Source organism: Sporolactobacillus putidus (assembly GCF_014647035.1).
Lineage (GTDB): Bacteria > Bacillota > Bacilli > Bacillales > Sporolactobacillaceae > Sporolactobacillus > Sporolactobacillus putidus.
Window position 1 is genome coordinate 20,910 of record NZ_BMOK01000021.1, and the last position, 13,079, is coordinate 33,988.

The window sequence follows — 13,079 nt, forward strand, 5'->3', positions numbered from 1 at the left end:
CAGGATGGACACTAGCCAATATTTGACCCAATCGTATAGGTCAACATTCTTGACCTATAAAACCAGTGTAAATCAAAAAAACATTTAGGTCAATGCACTTGACCTAATAGGACATCTAGTTTTCTTGTCATTGTGAAATCGTAAGGAAGAAATGGTGACTTTATGGTATACTACTATTCCGAAGTGAAAGGAGTCTAAACATTTTGAATGATGAAGAACAGAAACTTAATGAGGTATTAATGTTATTTTATTTTGCTTACCGAACATTCACCGAAAAACCGGATCAGATGATTGAAAGGTATGGTATACAGAGGGTACACCACCGTATTCTGTTTTTTATCGCGCGTGTTCCAGGCATTACGGTTAACGAGTTGTTTACAGTTTTGGAAGTGTCGAAACAGGCGATGAACATGCCTTTAAGACAGCTGTACGAAAAAGGATTCATTGAAGCGGAGCAGGCAAAATTCGACAAGCGATACAAACAGCTGTTTCTTACAGAAAAAGGGCACCAGCTGGAACAGGAACTAAGCAAGGTGCAGAGGGAACAAATGAAAGAAATTTTTTCATCTTTGGGGGGAGACCATCAGGAAGCCTGGACAGACGTGATGGAAGAGCTGTCAAAAATGCGGCCGGGACGCAATCAGCTGAAGGCTTTATTTAGAGAAAAGCGGAAAGTTAATAAAATTGGTCGATAATATTTATTGATTTTATTGATTATTTTGCTAGGGCCGGAAACTGGATTGAAAATAACGGTTACTTCGGCTTGAATTGATGAAGTCTGCCAAATACACAAAGGTGTTGTGCTACATATTTTTTCAATTAAACTAGCGTATGGAAGGAAAACGGGTATGAAAATCCTGCTGATGACATTAAAAGAACGAATAGAAAGGTTTTCCGATTTTTCGGTGATACCAAAGTCCTGGAAATTGATTTTTGCAGATTTTGAAACGGATACGCAAAAGCTGATAGAAATGGGCGGCGATGCCGACGTTATTCTTGCCGATGCGATGCAGCCTGTCAGAAAGGAATTAATCGACGCGATGCCTCATTTGAAAATGATCCACTCTGAAGGCGTTGGTTATGATTGGATTGACGTGCGCGCTGCAAAAGAGAAGGGTGTTTTCGTCTGCAACAATGCCGCAGCGAACAGCAAAGCCGTTGCGGAACAGGCAGTTCTGCTCATGCTGGCGGTACTGCGCCGGACCGTGGAAGGTGACAGAATGGTGCGGGAAGCGAGGCAGATCGAGGCCAAAAGCAACTGGAGCCTTGAGGGGATCAGAGAGCTATGGAATTGTCATGTCGGCATTATCGGCATGGGCGCCATTGGGCAGGAAACGGCAAAACGGCTCAAAGGATTTGAATCAAAAGTCAGTTATTACAGCAGACATCGGCTTCCGGAAAATCTGGAGCATGAACTGCAAGTCGACTATTTGCCGCCCAATGAACTTTTAAGCAAATGTGATATTATCAGTCTCCACCTGCCCTCGAGTACGGAAACGAAAAATTTTATGAATCTGAGCCGCTTTCGTTTGATGAAGAAATCCTCTGTGCTGATCAATACAGCGCGCGGGGAAGTGGTCAATCAGAACGATCTAATCATTGCTCTAAAAGAAGGGCTGATTGCCGGGGCGGGCCTGGATACGATTTCGCCGGAACCCGTAAAGCCCGATAACGTGCTGCTGCAGCTGCCGGAGGAAATCTCCGCGAAGATAACGTTTTCCCCTCATATCGGCGGAGTAACGGAACAGGCCGTTAAACAGATGCACAAATTCGTTTGGGCAAATATAAGGCGTGTTGGTGAAGGCAAGAGGCCGGAAAATATCGTGAATGGATTGTAATTTTAGGCCAGAAAATGAAAAGTGTACGAACTAGAGGAGCGAAGGTCGGGCGGATGTAACCATCGGGGAAAAAGGATAATCCTTAACGAAAAAGGCTGAGCGCCTGAACAAGCGCATTGTTCGGCAGGGCATTCCGGCGTTTTATCGGTCGAAATCGGAGCTCTGGCCAAATGGGGCCCCCTACCGGCCGAAATCGGTGCACTATCGGCGAAATCGGATGCTCACCCGGCCAAATCTTCAGTGCTCTGTCGGCCGCATCGCAAGTTCTGCAGGCCGTTTTCGAATTAGTATGATTCAAGATTTATCTACAGGATATCAAAAAAACAGCCAACGGTTGATTGTCGAATCGCTGGTTGTTCTGAATCAGATAATGAACTATCGAGCTTCCTACAAGACGGGGATGCATCTTCGCAAACCGCAAATAAAAGGAAACCCGGTATGAGCGTAACGGTCTCAAACCGGGTTTCCACATCGAGGCATTTTTATGCAGTTTTTTGCGTTGCAACTGATCCGTTTTATCATTTATTTTCAATTTTGAAGTACCACGGTATGAAAATAGTTTAGTGAATATTTTTGTTGAAAAAACGTTGACATCACAATAATCGAAGCATAGAATAAACTATGGAAATAAGATATTAAACTCAATTTCAGTTAATAATTATTTTCAAGAAACAACTTAATATCCTTGTTAGGTGAGGCTACTGTAAAGATACACGCTACTGCCCAAAAATGTCGAGAGACGCCAATGGGTCAGCAGGTACTGCCGGACTAAGGTTTTACTTAATGTAGCTGACTACACTCGCAGAAATGCGGGTGCTTATGCTCAAAGCTTTACAGTGCTAAAACTCAACGAGTGGGGAGAGTGCATTTTTTCTGATGCGATTTTGAACGTTTTGAAAATCTCTTCACTTTGTTGTGAAGAGATTTTTTGATTTTAAGGAGGTGATTGGGCATGGATGATGTCCCTGGTGGTAGTCATTGTAAACTGTCTGTGAAGCAAACTCATACCGGTACCATGGCCAATTGCTGTTCTTTGTTCTGTTTGGATAAAAAAATTACCTTAAATAAAAAAGCGGATGTGTGATAGATGAGTAATGAGGTGAATGATTATGGAAGCGGAGATGAAAAATGGAATTCATGTAAACGAGGATAAACTAACAAAAACGCGGGTCGTCAAGAGCCCGGTGTTAAGGCGCATTCTCACCTTTTTAATGGTATTCGGACCGGGGCTTATCGTGATGGAAGCGGACAATGATGCCGGAGCGGTGTCCACTTACACTCAGGCGGGCGCTCAATATGGAACGAAGTTGCTTTGGATACTGCTTATTCTTCTGCCGGTCACGTACTTTTGCCAGGAGATGGTTGTAAGACTGGGTATTGCAACAGGTGAAGGGCATGCGGCCATGATCTACAAGCGTTTCGGAAAATGGTGGGGAAGGTTTTCGTTGTTCGATCTGGAACTGGTCAACTTTCTGACACTCATTACTGAATTTGCTGCGATATCCTTGGCTTTAAGTAAGATGGGTATTTCCCCCTACCTCTCGGTTCCTGTTTCAGCGATCGGGTTGATTTTTCTGGTCGTTTCAGGAGGATATCTGAGATGGGAACGAGTAACTGTCGTGCTTTGTCTGCTGGATGCAGTCTGGCTGGTGCTGGCCTTCATGTCGCATGCCGGCATTGTCCAAGTGGCACATGATACGGTGATTCCCGGTATGCCAAGAGGGGGCCTGACGACCAATTTATTCTTTATGATTATTGCGATCGTTGGAACGACCGTGGCGCCATGGCAATTATTTTTTCAGCAAAGTTGCATTGCGGACAAAAAGCTGCGTTTTAAGGATCTGCCGTTTGAGCGATTCGATACACTGATCGGGGCTGTATTTACTGTCATCGTTGCGGGCAGCATGATGCTGGTAGGAAATGTGCTTTTTCAGAAAGGCATTAGCTATGAAGATCCTGCACAGATGGCAGGCATTCTCGGGCCCATTCTTGGGAGTTTTGCCAAAAACGCTGTTCTTTTACTGATGTGCAATGCGGCTGTACTTGGAACGATGGCCATTTCCCTGTCAAGTTCATGGGCCTACGGGGAAGTCATGGGCTGGGAACACACGCTGCGTAAGAAGTTTAAAGAGGCGCCGCAGTTTTATTGCTTCTTTGTTGGCGCTATTCTCTTTGCCGCTGCTATTGTGTTAATTCCCAACGCACCATTACAATTGATTATTGTCGGAGTTCAGGTGCTGGCCGGTTTGATGCTGCCATCGGCCATCGTGTTCCTGCAATTGCTTTTAAATGATAAAGAACTGCTCGGGGAAAAATTTTCTAATAAACCGTGGAACAATGCGATAAACTGGGTCATCATCACGATTTTATTTATTCTTTCAGCAATTTTGGCGGTACAGGTTATGCTGCCTGGTCTGTTTTCTTAAATATGTTTTTTGAATAGGGGGTCATTAAAATGAAAATGATGAATGGTACCATGCATGCTGGAATTGGAGACGACTATAAGAAAGAATTTTATGTCGTACATCCTTTATTTGATAAACCGGAAAAAAAGCTGAATCCCGACGATCTTGGAAAGATGAAAATGACGAGAAGTGTAAAGTTTTCACTGGTTACACTGCGTTTTTATCTGATCGGCATGATTATTCTCGCATTTTATCGTGTTCTGGAAATGTCTGGAGCATTCCATTAAGCTAATCGGGAATGTACGCGCAACGCGGACAGCATCCATTTTGTTCTGAATTTGCGAGGGCATTGATGCAACTGTCTCAAAAAGGGTATTATTGAAGCCAAAATTGAAATTTTAAAAAGTTATACAAGGATTTGGATAGAGAAAAGGCTGTTCCATAGTCGAAAGATCGACTGATGGGACAGCTTTTTTGCTGAGGAAAATTCTCCTCGCTATTTGGCAGATGTCCTATACAGGACGGTTTGCCTTAACTTGAAGGAGAAGCAAAAAAAGCAGGCGATTAGACAATGATACAACGTAAAATAAGAAGGTGTGCCGTTGCCTCGCTGTCCATCATTGGAAATGACGCGAGCGAAAGCGTCTGATCTTGTTCGTATTGCCGCAAGTTTTCATGCTGCACCAGCGCCGGCTGTGGTTTTTGGATTCATCGATAAAAAGCCAGCTACAGGAGGGACTGGCGCATTCTCTGACATGGGACAGAGCAGCAGAGGTGAGCAGGTCGGCGGCTGAACGGACTGCGGGAGCAATAATCGAGTCGAGGCGGGCCGGTTCTTCCCATCCCCAAATATAACCCGATGGTGTTGAAATAATACGTGATTGGTGAAGACCGCGGGCAAGTTCGAGATTAATCACCGCAAGATCAGGGTCTGATGGTGTTTTCTGAGAGGCGATGGCTGAGAAAATCTGATAAATCGCTTCTCTTAGTCTCCTGGCCCGATCCAGAACCTTATTCGCCTCAATTTTATATTCTTTCGATTTAAGTTCCAGATAAACAATCTGTTTTTTACTTAACATCCCTGCTTGATATCCCCAATTCAGCAAGTCCTGATAGCTGTTAAGATACTCCGAGGCATTTGCCTGACCGCGCGCACCGCCTATGGTATTAGCCAGATCCAGGCACTTTGTGCCGGCAACAAATTCAAATGTTTTTTCAGACATTGTCGCTTACTCCTTTATGTGAAACCGCTAAACTCAAAATTGACAGGTTACGCGTCCTCTTTTTATAATAAAATCATTAAAATATATTTTAGAAGGTTACGAAGAAAGGGTCAAGGAGGGAAAACAATGTTGGTAAAACCTTTTCAAATTCATGTCAGTCAGCACGTTCTCGATGATTTGCGGACGCGGCTGGAACAGACGAGGTGGCCTGACGCTGCGTCAGGGGCGGGTTGGAATTATGGGACCAATATGGAGTACTTGAAGCAAATCATTTCGTACTGGAGCAGAGGCTTCGACTGGCGCGAACAGGAAAAACGCCTGAATGAATTCCCACAATTTCGCGCGGACGTTGGAGGGGTAACGATTCACTTTATACACGAGCGCGGCCGGGGCCCCAAGCCTATGCCTCTGATTCTTACTCATGGATGGCCGAGTTCTTTTTTTGAAATGACAAAAATCATTCCTTTATTGTCCGATCCGGCTTCATATGGAGGCGATGCAAAAGATGCTTTTGATGTCGTCGTGCCGTCACTCCCCGGGTATGGGTTTTCAGAGCGCCCCATGGAGCAGAAGATGACGCTGGAAGTTATAGCGGACATCTGGACAAAACTGATGGTCGATGTATTGGGGTATCGGCGGTTCGGAGCTCATGGAGGAGACATTGGCGCTGGCGTTGCCACCAGCCTCGGACGCTTCCATTCGGAGCATTTAACGGGAATTCACATTTTGGCCGTCGGCAGCCCGTCTCTTGGTCAAGGAACTGCGCCCCTGACGCAGGCGGAACAGACGTATGTCTCTAAAGTCAGGCTATGGGAACAGGAGGAGGGGGCCTATGAGCACCAGCAGTCGACCCGGCCGCAGACGCTTGCTTATGGTCTCAATGATTCGCCCGCCGGCCTTGCAGCCTGGATTATCGAGAAATTCAGGTCCTGGAGCGACTGCGATGGCAATATAGAACGGCGGTTTAGCAAGGATGAGCTGTTAACCAATTTAACCATCTATTGGGTGACCGAAACCATTAATTCTTCCATCCGTCTGTACTACGACCACCGGCATTATGAGAAATCCGCTCAAATGCTGCAGCGCGTTGAGGTGCCGACCGGAGTAACATTAACAGTGGAACCTGTAAATCGTGCACCGCGCGAGTGGGCGGAACGCACATACAACGTGCGGCGATGGACCGAACTGCCGAGAGGAGGCCATTTTGCCGCTTTTGAAGAGCCTGAACTGCTCGCCGAGGAGATTCGCGCTTTTTTTCGCCCGCTGCGTGACCCGACTTAACTCATGCATATAGCCGAACCGCGGTGTGAATTCGTAATCAACTCTTCTGAAGGGTGATAAATTTGAAGACGGGCGATATATTCCTTTGAAGGGTGATAAAGTTTACGGAAAGGCCTGATATTTTTCTTCGATGTGCTGCGTATTCATACGAACCGCGGTTATCTTGATCTAACGAGATAATCAGTAAAAGAAAATCATCTCAAGTGCGTAAAAAAACGGATTGGAATTGCTGAATCTGTAAATTTTCACTTTCCTCATTAAAGAGATTTTGACTGTTTTTTTAAGGTGAATTTACAATGTATACCGACACATCTTCATGATCCGTGCCTGTAATCGTCTCATGCCACTTCTTGATTTCCCTCATTCAAGGCCGCGATTCTCGCTTTGTAAGCAAAAAGTGAAGGAATTGCTCATCATTTCTTTCGGTTCGTGTTATTTTTCGCATGTCTTAAGATTTTCAGGAATGATGGCGGGTTACTTTATCAAAAAGCTCAATCGATTTGTTCATTTGGCTCATGTTCCGTTTTAGTACTGCCGGACGCTGCAAGATGAATACGGTTGATATCCACATAGCCTCCAAGAGTTCGTAAATTCGAGATGGAGATGCCAAATACAAGGCAAATCTTCTGATGTTCAAATAATATCAAGAAAAGCTTGCAATTTTGTATTGTGTTATAGATAATATATAACAGATAGAACGGAAAGGCAGATTCAAATGCTTCTCACCATTGATTTTGATTCTGAAGAACCGATTTACATGCAAATACGCAATGGCGTTGTTGCCGGCATTGCCATGGGTTCACTCCGGGACGGCGATCCGCTTCCATCCGTTCGCACCTTAGGATCCGAAATCGGAGTGAATCTTCATACTGTCAATAAGGCCTACAAACTGCTTCAAAGTGAAGGCTTTATTGAAATCCGGCGCAACCGGGGGACGTTCATCCACGCTGGGAACGCGGCAAAAAATACGGCGCAGTTTCTTGAGACAACGGGAGAATCGCTGCGCAATATGGTTTCTGAAGCCGTGACACGTGAGGTTGACAGGGCGGTTATTCATAAAATGATTGACAATCTTTATAACGAATTAGGAGGCAATACTTAATGAACGGAGGTATTGTCACATTTGTGGCAGCCAATCTTGTGATTGCAAGTCTTTTTGTGATTCAGCCGTGGTTTTCAAGAAAAAACGTGTTGTTCGGTGTTGTTTTCGGTGACGACAGCATTTGGAGGGACGAAAAGGCAAAGAGAATACGGAAGCGTTATTTGTGGGAAGCGATTAGTGGAGCTCTTTTAGTCTGCCTGGGATTTTTCATTTATTTTATTCAGGTCCTGCCCGCGAGAGGGGCCGGAGCCCTGACGTCCAACCTTTCCGTCTTTGCTCTGATTCTTGTTGAAACGCTGGTTTTTATCGCGGCAAACCGCCGAACCCGCAGGTTCAAGAATAAGATTGATCGGGACGCCCGTCTTGTCTCTAATAAAGTAATTATCGAGACGGATATAAACGAGAAAGAGACAGTTGTGCCGGGCTGGTGGCTGCTGCTATTGCTTCCTGTATTTCTGGCGTCGCTTGCAGTCGCGCTGCTCGGCTACAGTATGATGCCGGATAAAATTCCGACCCATTACAGTTTTACTGCAGTGAACGGCTGGTCTCATAAATCCTTACTGACAATCATGACCCCGGTAATTATCGAAGCTGTACTTAGCGCCATCATTTTTGTCAGCTGTTTCTTTACACGTCGCGCTCCCGCATCGGTTCGCGGCAATCCCGATGCCGCTCCTGACTCTTATCGTTTTCGAAAAGTAATGGTGGTCATGATGCTCAGTGTGGGTGTTTTATTGGAGTTAAATTTTCTGATTACCGAAATCGGTTTTATCACGCCGGTCGCTCCGCTATGGTTTACGGTCATGAGTATCGCCGAGTTGGTGATGTTTGGTTTCATTGTTTTATTTTACTTCCGGTTTGTACGGCTTAAGAAACCGTCAGGTCCGATTCTTGACGATGATAGAAAATGGCTGCTTGGGATAGTCTACTTTAACCCGTCCGACCCGTCGATCTTTGTAGAAAAACGTGTGGGAATAGGATATACAGTCAATTGCGCTCGCCCGGCTGCATGGATTTTAATAGCGGGAACAATCGTATTAATCGTATTCATTACCGTCTTTTCAGCTCATGTAAAGTAAACAAATCTAATGGCAGTCTTTATTATTGCTAACGGATGCCTATTCCTGACTGTAAACCGATTAAGAGATTGCCCAATATACGGTTGTTTCTGCACTTTTTATTATTAGGCTCTGTTAAATATGTCAGTTGCTTTTTGCTCCATGCGCTCGCTTTCCGTGGGCGAGCCGTGAGTCTCCTCGCTCAGGGGTCTCGCTTGGCTCGCTATTCCCACAGGAGCCCGCGCACATTCCGCACAATCAATAAAGCAGCAAAATCAACATGGAACTTTAACAAAGCCTATTATTATTTCCAAATAATGGTTTAACAGGGATGTATCGGCAGGAAAGATGCCGTCACTCTAAATAATTTATCGAAGAATCCTAGGGGGAACTTTATCATGAAGAGAACTGGTGAATTTGTATTATCCATTATTGCGGGCGCTATTAATCTCTTTTTGATCGTGTCCGGAGTGCGGTCTGTTTCGGCAGATCCGTCTGTGTTAAGACAGCAGCTCAGCGCAGCGGGCACTCACTTGACTGCGCAGGATATTAATAGTGTTATTCAATTGCTGAATACAATTGGGACGCTTCTTATTACCTTATCCATCGTCAGCATTCTGCTGGCTGTTATTGCCTTAATTCTTCTCAAGCGAAACAGTGATAAACCAAAATTGGCCGGCTGGCTGCTGATCCTTGCTGGCGTAGTCAGTTTGATAGAGATTATCCCCGGAATTCTTTACATCATCGCCGGAATCATGGCTCTAGTCAGAAAACCGATGTTTGAATAAGTTTGTTGAGATAAATTGAATCACTCTGAAGGTCCATGATGCAAAACTGATCATGGCCCGTTTTTTATGATGAACGAAATGTCAGGCACATTATTAAAAATTTTGTGTTAATGATCATTTTACAAAGTTATTGTTTTGCTTTTTCGAGACAGGTTTGAAACTTTGAGTTACACTACTAAGCGAGAAATATGCGAATGTATTTTCACTTTTGGATAGGAGGAATAAGTTTGCCCTATTGTAAAGTCAGGCAGGCGAAGATCTACTTTGAGGATGTTGGAAAAGGGACGCCTATTCTGATGATCCACGGCTATACACCCGACCATCGATTGATGAGCGGCTGTATGGAACCCATTTTTAAACAGAGGGATGGATGGCGTCGTATTTATATGGATCTTCCCGGAATGGGGTTGACGAAAAACTACACGGAAATAAGCAGTTCCGATGAAATGCTGAATGCTGTCCTTGATTTTATTGAAACTTTGCTTCCCGGCCAGAAATATCTGATCGCCGGAGAATCTTATGGCGGCTATTTGGCAAGAGGCGTCATTGAGAATCAAAAAGAACGAATCATGGGAGCGGCCTTCATTTGCCCGGTCATTATCCCTCAACAAAAAGACAGGGCTGTTGAAAAGCATAAGGTTTTACGTACAGATAATGAATTTTTGGCAAGATTAACTAAGGAAGAACGCGAAGACTTCAGCAGCAATCAAATTGTCCTTGATGAGTATAATTGGCAGCGATACAAAGAAGAAATTCTATCCGGCTGCAAAATAGCCGACGGCCCATTTTTAGCGAAGGTTAAGAAGAACTATGGTTTTTCGTTTGAAGTTGATCCGTCGGATTTTGTTAAGCCCAGTTTGTTTCTCCTGGGACGACAGGACGCTACCGTTGGCTATAAAGATGCCCTTAAAATAATTAATAAATACCCGAGAGGAACATTTGCGATTTTGGATCAGGCCGGGCACAATCTGCAGATCGAGCAGTCAAAGTTATTTGACTCATTAATCAATGAATGGCTGGACCGAGTTGAAGCCTCTGAAAAAAGCGCAAAACTTGTTTGACCCTGACGTTGTGTCATCGTCTATAGTTTACTTATCTTGGATCGAAGGGATGAGTAAAATGGAATTTTATCCGATGCCTATGTTTGTCAAACTTTCAGTTCATCACATGGACCGATCGCTTAGCTGGTACAAAGGCGTTCTTGATTTTGAACCACTGTTTGAGCTGCCGGACCAGAATGGCAAAACGGTAATGGCCCATATTCAGGGTGAAAAGTATCCGGATATCATGCTGGTGTCAGAACAGAAAGAGAAGGAGATTAATGGTAAAGGCGTTGTCCTTAACTTCACAGTAGAGAATCTTGATTTCTTTTCAGACAGAGCAATTAAAGCTCGTGCGGCAGTTGTAGAAGGTCCCGTCGATCGCCCGTGGAATGCCCGCAAACTCGCCTTGAAAGACCCCGATGGTTATTTGATCCCCCTTCCATGGGAGTAGATAAGGAAAAGCAATTTGACGATGTCATGGATCAAGTTGGTCAGAGCAATAATTGAGCTGATTCTTCTTCGTGTCATTCTTATAGAGAGATAGGCTAAAAAGAGTTGTTTATTATGAGGTGTGCTGCTGTGCGGCATGCTTCTTTTTTTATTGTTTAGGAAACTATAAAATATCGAATTGTGGATAATTGTCTGTTAAACAATCTGTAGAACCCTCAAGGGGCACGAACCGGGAACATATTCCCGCCTTCGCAGAAAAATATCGACCGTCTGGGAATATATCGGCCTTGCGGAAAAATATCGACCGTCCTGAGAAAATATCGGTCTTCGCGAAATTATATCGACCGTTCTGAGAATATATCAACCATCACGGAATTATGCGGGGTATCCTCAAAAAATCGACCTTCAAAAAGATCCCTTTTTGTTCGCTCGGTATGGTTGTTTTATACCTATTTCATTAATTCTATAAGTTCAAAAACAGCCTGATCTTATTCTATTGATCATGGTCAGCGTTCAGCATTAAGGGAAGCACTTATGGTCTCTCATCAAGCGCTTCAACATTCAGATTCCACCCGTCTATTCAAGAAAGATTTTACATAGAGTAGTAGCAGATCTATTTGGGAGGGAGAATCATGAACAACTTGCCTGTCCTTGCTGACCGCCTTGCAAAACTATTCCTCATTTATAGTATTTTCATAGCTGCTATCGTCATCGGTATCCCTTCAGCCATTGTTCTCCTCCATTCCCATTCGGGAAGAGATGTTGTCAGTACTGCCCAGCCGATGAATGTGATCCGGCATACGGCAAAAGTCAATCAGGCGCCGCCCCCTTTACATACCCTTTCTTTTGGTTGGGTTACTGGTAACTATAGTAATGTAACGGGTTATAACAATCTCCAGGTTGTTTCTCCGCTGTTTGCGACGGTCAGTACTTTGAATCCTGTAAAAATAGAAACAACGCCTTCTCTAATATTAAAACTACATGATGAAGGCAAAAAGGTGTGGGGACGTGTAACGATGGATGAACAAACCGCCGCAGCAACCCGACAGTTTTTAGGGAACCCTGGTAAAATGGAACAAACCGTTCAAGAGATCAGAGACAACGCTGAAAAAAATCATCTGGACGGGATTAATCTGGATATTGAGAATCTTACCGCAGAAGATAGAACAGCCTTTACGGGCTTTATGATAGGGCTGTCGAATGCATTAAAACCGAACCATATCACATTATCTGTCGATTTGCAGCCTGAACAGGGGACGCCGGACAGCATATCATCCTTTAATAAGATGATGGGACAATATTGTGATTATATTATTTTCATGGGTTATGATGAACATTGGGCAACGGATCCGACCCCCGGTCCTGTTACATCCTTACAGTGGCTGAGAAATAATGTACAGCAATTCATAAAGACAGGTATACCCGCTCAAAAATTATTATTAGGATTGCCCTCTTATACAAGAATCTGGCAGGTCAACGCCAATGGAAGAACGGTTTTGAGTCAGGCCGTCTCGAGTGAAGATCTCAATAACTTAGTGTTAAAAGAGCACCGTAGCGGGCAATGGGATCCGAATACAGGCGCGTATTATATTTCCTATACAGCAGGGGGAAAACAGTATGAGGCCTGGCTGACCAACACACGGTCGCTTCAAACCTATTTACAGCTTATTCACGACTATCGTTTAGCAGGATACGGATTTTGGAATTTAAATTTAATGTCTCCAAATGATTGGAATAAGCTGCCTAACCTGGGTTAATTTTCACACCATTGATTGCTATAATAAATCTGACAACAAATGAAACCATGATAGAAAATATGATGGTTTTAGCTTACAAAAGCGGGGTCTAAACCCACCGTCTTTAGACGGTATCCGCTTTTAGCCATATCTTT

At 44.2% G+C, this 13,079-nt stretch carries 13 protein-coding genes and 1 riboswitch; of the genes, 12 read left to right on the top strand and 1 reads right to left on the bottom strand.

From position 1 onward, the window contains the following. Positions 1-200: 200 nt before the first annotated feature. The 5 genes from IEX81_RS15870 (at position 201) to IEX81_RS15885 (ending at position 4,530) form a co-directional block, all read left to right on the top strand. Positions 201-695 (top strand): MarR family winged helix-turn-helix transcriptional regulator, encoded by a 495-nt coding sequence (locus IEX81_RS15870; protein ID WP_188805101.1) that lies wholly within the window; start codon positions 201-203, stop codon positions 693-695. A 153-nt stretch (positions 696-848) separates the two neighbouring features. Next, positions 849-1,838 carry a 2-hydroxyacid dehydrogenase gene (locus tag IEX81_RS15875; RefSeq protein WP_188805077.1) on the top strand — a complete coding sequence of 330 codons (990 nt, stop codon included), beginning with the start codon at positions 849-851 and terminating at the stop codon, positions 1,836-1,838. A gap of 677 nt (positions 1,839-2,515) precedes the next feature. After that, positions 2,516-2,703: riboswitch (M-box (ykoK) riboswitch) on the top strand. Between the two features lie 87 nt (positions 2,704-2,790). Further along, positions 2,791-2,922 carry a hypothetical protein gene (locus IEX81_RS16745; protein ID WP_268239379.1) on the top strand — a complete coding sequence of 44 codons (132 nt, stop codon included), beginning with the start codon at positions 2,791-2,793 and terminating at the stop codon, positions 2,920-2,922. Positions 2,923-2,947: 25 nt separating this feature from the next. Continuing rightward, complete coding sequence (locus IEX81_RS15880; protein ID WP_188805080.1) at positions 2,948-4,264, top strand: Nramp family divalent metal transporter; 1,317 nt, start codon at positions 2,948-2,950, stop codon at positions 4,262-4,264. 29 nt (positions 4,265-4,293) lie between these two features. After that, positions 4,294-4,530 carry a hypothetical protein gene (locus IEX81_RS15885; RefSeq protein ID WP_188805082.1) on the top strand — a complete coding sequence of 79 codons (237 nt, stop codon included), beginning with the start codon at positions 4,294-4,296 and terminating at the stop codon, positions 4,528-4,530. A 330-nt stretch (positions 4,531-4,860) separates the two neighbouring features. Here the strand turns inward: IEX81_RS15885 and IEX81_RS15890 are convergent, their stop codons facing one another. Next, a complete protein-coding gene (locus IEX81_RS15890) occupies positions 4,861-5,466 on the bottom strand; it encodes a CGNR zinc finger domain-containing protein (protein WP_188805084.1) in 606 nt (201 codons plus the stop codon). A gap of 126 nt (positions 5,467-5,592) precedes the next feature. Here IEX81_RS15890 and IEX81_RS15895 point away from each other — a divergent pair, with 126 nt between their 5' ends. The 7 genes from IEX81_RS15895 (at position 5,593) to IEX81_RS15925 (ending at position 12,945) form a co-directional block, all read left to right on the top strand. Then, the gene (locus IEX81_RS15895; protein WP_188805086.1) at positions 5,593-6,747 is read left to right on the top strand and encodes an epoxide hydrolase family protein; all 1,155 of its coding nucleotides are present in this window, start codon (positions 5,593-5,595) and stop codon (positions 6,745-6,747) included. A 715-nt stretch (positions 6,748-7,462) separates the two neighbouring features. Then, on the top strand, positions 7,463-7,849 hold the full coding sequence (locus tag IEX81_RS15900) for a GntR family transcriptional regulator (protein ID WP_188805088.1): 387 nt from the start codon (positions 7,463-7,465) through the stop codon (positions 7,847-7,849). After that, the gene (locus IEX81_RS15905) at positions 7,849-8,928 is read left to right on the top strand and encodes a DUF5808 domain-containing protein (protein ID WP_188805090.1); all 1,080 of its coding nucleotides are present in this window, start codon (positions 7,849-7,851) and stop codon (positions 8,926-8,928) included. The genes IEX81_RS15900 and IEX81_RS15905 overlap by 1 nt, the downstream gene beginning before the upstream one ends. A gap of 377 nt (positions 8,929-9,305) precedes the next feature. Further along, positions 9,306-9,695, top strand: coding sequence for a DUF4064 domain-containing protein (locus IEX81_RS15910; RefSeq protein ID WP_188805092.1), 390 nt, complete (start codon positions 9,306-9,308; stop codon positions 9,693-9,695). A 227-nt stretch (positions 9,696-9,922) separates the two neighbouring features. After that, positions 9,923-10,756 (top strand): alpha/beta fold hydrolase, encoded by an 834-nt coding sequence (locus IEX81_RS15915; protein WP_188805094.1) that lies wholly within the window; start codon positions 9,923-9,925, stop codon positions 10,754-10,756. Between the two features lie 58 nt (positions 10,757-10,814). Further along, on the top strand, positions 10,815-11,189 hold the full coding sequence (locus IEX81_RS15920; RefSeq protein ID WP_229727656.1) for a VOC family protein: 375 nt from the start codon (positions 10,815-10,817) through the stop codon (positions 11,187-11,189). A 631-nt stretch (positions 11,190-11,820) separates the two neighbouring features. After that, positions 11,821-12,945: a glycosyl hydrolase family 18 protein gene (locus IEX81_RS15925; protein ID WP_188805096.1), complete on the top strand. Its 1,125-nt coding sequence runs from the start codon at positions 11,821-11,823 to the stop codon at positions 12,943-12,945. Positions 12,946-13,079: the final 134 nt, after the last annotated feature.

Bases quoted from the DNA above. Each gene is read 5' to 3' on its own strand.
- IEX81_RS15875 (WP_188805077.1), top strand. From the start codon at position 849: ATGAAAATCCTGCTGATGACATTAAAAGAACGAATAGAAAGGTTTTCC.
- IEX81_RS15905 (WP_188805090.1), top strand. From the start codon at position 7,849: ATGAACGGAGGTATTGTCACATTTGTGGCAGCCAATCTTGTGATTGCA.
- IEX81_RS15910 (WP_188805092.1), top strand. From the start codon at position 9,306: ATGAAGAGAACTGGTGAATTTGTATTATCCATTATTGCGGGCGCTATT.
- IEX81_RS15925 (WP_188805096.1), top strand. From the start codon at position 11,821: ATGAACAACTTGCCTGTCCTTGCTGACCGCCTTGCAAAACTATTCCTC.
- IEX81_RS15900 (WP_188805088.1), top strand. From the start codon at position 7,463: ATGCTTCTCACCATTGATTTTGATTCTGAAGAACCGATTTACATGCAA.
- IEX81_RS16745 (WP_268239379.1), top strand. From the start codon at position 2,791: ATGGATGATGTCCCTGGTGGTAGTCATTGTAAACTGTCTGTGAAGCAA.
- IEX81_RS15920 (WP_229727656.1), top strand. From the start codon at position 10,815: ATGGAATTTTATCCGATGCCTATGTTTGTCAAACTTTCAGTTCATCAC.
- IEX81_RS15890 (WP_188805084.1), bottom strand. From the start codon at position 5,466: ATGTCTGAAAAAACATTTGAATTTGTTGCCGGCACAAAGTGCCTGGAT.
- IEX81_RS15895 (WP_188805086.1), top strand. From the start codon at position 5,593: ATGTTGGTAAAACCTTTTCAAATTCATGTCAGTCAGCACGTTCTCGAT.
- IEX81_RS15885 (WP_188805082.1), top strand. From the start codon at position 4,294: ATGAAAATGATGAATGGTACCATGCATGCTGGAATTGGAGACGACTAT.
- IEX81_RS15880 (WP_188805080.1), top strand. From the start codon at position 2,948: ATGGAAGCGGAGATGAAAAATGGAATTCATGTAAACGAGGATAAACTA.